3 protein-coding genes are annotated in these 1713 nt (G+C 71.1%); all 3 read left to right on the forward strand.

Features of this window, described 5'->3' with window-relative positions; translation table 11 throughout:
* Positions 1–206: acyl carrier protein (locus SSOG_RS54355; protein ID WP_039939790.1), on the forward strand; the 206-nt coding region annotated here is incomplete at its 5' end.
* Positions 203–766 carry an FcoT family thioesterase gene (locus SSOG_RS39660; RefSeq protein WP_009719953.1) on the forward strand — a complete coding sequence of 188 codons (564 nt, stop codon included), beginning with the start codon at positions 203–205 and terminating at the stop codon, positions 764–766. The genes SSOG_RS54355 and SSOG_RS39660, both read left to right, overlap by 4 nt.
* Before the next feature lie 28 nt (positions 767–794).
* The coding region (locus SSOG_RS39665; protein ID WP_039939791.1) for a polyketide synthase dehydratase domain-containing protein at positions 795–1713 on the forward strand (919 nt) is incomplete at its 3' end.

Consider the following 1713-nt stretch of genomic DNA (forward strand, 5'->3'; position numbering starts at 1 on the left):
GCCTGTCCGCGACGCTCGTCTTCGACCACCCGACCTCGCTCGTCCTCACCCGCCACCTGCTGGACGAACTGGGCCTGAGCGAGCCGGAGCCCACCCCGGAGGCGGGCCAGGGCGCACAGGACATCGAGGACCGCACCGAGGCCATCCAGAACATGAGCCTGGCCGAACTCCTCCGCACCGCGCAACGATCAGGAGATCCGACATGACCCGGTTGCTCGACGACATCGACCAGCGCGTCTACCCCACCGACGAGGAACTGCTGCACCGCGTGCTCAACCCCTACCGGGCCAAGCGGTGCGAATACCTCACCTCGGCCGCGGTCACGGTGGCGGGCGACCCCCTCGACGGCGGACGGCTCGGCGCTACCTGCACCTTCCTGATCCCCGAGTCCTGCTACATCGACGACACCGGACACTTCAACTCGGTCGAGTTCAACATCTGCTTCAACCAGATGGCCTACTACCTGATGGCCAAGTCGGTGAAGGAATCGCTGGTCGAACCCTTCTCCCGGTGGACGCTGGAGCAGTTCTGGACCCGGCAGCTCGCGGACGTGTTCATCACCGACTTCAAGAGCACCTTCCGCACCGCCATGAGCGGCCGCCACTTCCGCGGTGAGATCGAGATCGCCGACATCGCCGAATGGGACGCCACCGATCTGCGCGACGCCCTGGTGATCCTGCGCAGCCGCTGCCGCTACTGGGACGAGCAGGGCGGCGAAAGCCACGGCGAGATCGCCGCCGCCATCACCAACCCGCCCGAAAACTGACCCGCCCGGCCCCGCGGAGGAAGCGACCATGAGCAACCCGGAACGGCCAGAGCTTCCCGACGAAGCCCGGCAGGTCGACATCGCACACATCTACCGCCGTCTCGCCGACCGCGGCCTCCCGTACGGGCCCGCCTTCCGCGGCCTGCGCGCCGTGTGGTCGGACGGCGAGGAGGTCTACGCGGAGGCCCGGCTCGACGGCGCCGCGTCCGGCGGCGAGGGCGACTACCACCTGCACCCGGCGCTGTTCGACGCCGCCTTGCAGGCCGCACTCGTACCGGACCTCGACCGCGACGACAGCACCTTCCTGCCCTTCGCCCTGCGCGGTGTCCGCCTCCACAAGGCGGGCGCGCGGCAGCTGGGCGTGCGCACCCGGCCCGGTGAGGGCGGCGTTTCCCTGGACCTCACCTGCGGCGACGGCGAACCGGTCGTCACGGTCAAGAGCCTCGTCCGGCGCCCCGTCACCACCGACCAGCTCGACGCCGCGGCGCAGCGCACCCAGCTCCTGCGCGTCACGTGGAAGGCCGTCGAACAGCCACCGGCCGCCGCCGACCAGCGGCGCTGGGCGTTCCTCGGCACCGACCACATCGGCGTCACCGGCGCCCTGAAGTCCATCCGCCGCTCGTTCGACTCCTATCCCTCGCTGGCCGCCCTCGACGCCGCGCTCCGCGACGGCGCGTCCGCACCCGACGTGGTCGTGGTCTCCTGCACGGACCAGGACTCCCCGGTGCGCTCGGCCGCCCAACGCGCCCTGATGCTCGTCCAGGAGTGGTCGGCCGATGCACGCCTGGCCGACGCCCGTCTCGTCCTGGTCAGCAGCGGCGCCCTCGCGACCCGCCCCCAGGAGGACCCGTCCGACCTGCCGGGCGCGGCCGTATGGGGGCTGCTGCGCAGCGCCCAGTCCGAACATCCCGGCCGCTTCGTCCTGGTCGACGTGGACGACCCCGAGG

The organism is Streptomyces himastatinicus ATCC 53653 (assembly GCF_000158915.1).
GTDB classification, from domain to species: Bacteria; Actinomycetota; Actinomycetes; order Streptomycetales; family Streptomycetaceae; genus Streptomyces; species Streptomyces himastatinicus.

Bases quoted from the DNA above. Each gene is read 5' to 3' on its own strand.
- SSOG_RS39660 (WP_009719953.1), top strand. From the start codon at position 203: ATGACCCGGTTGCTCGACGACATCGACCAGCGCGTCTACCCCACCGAC.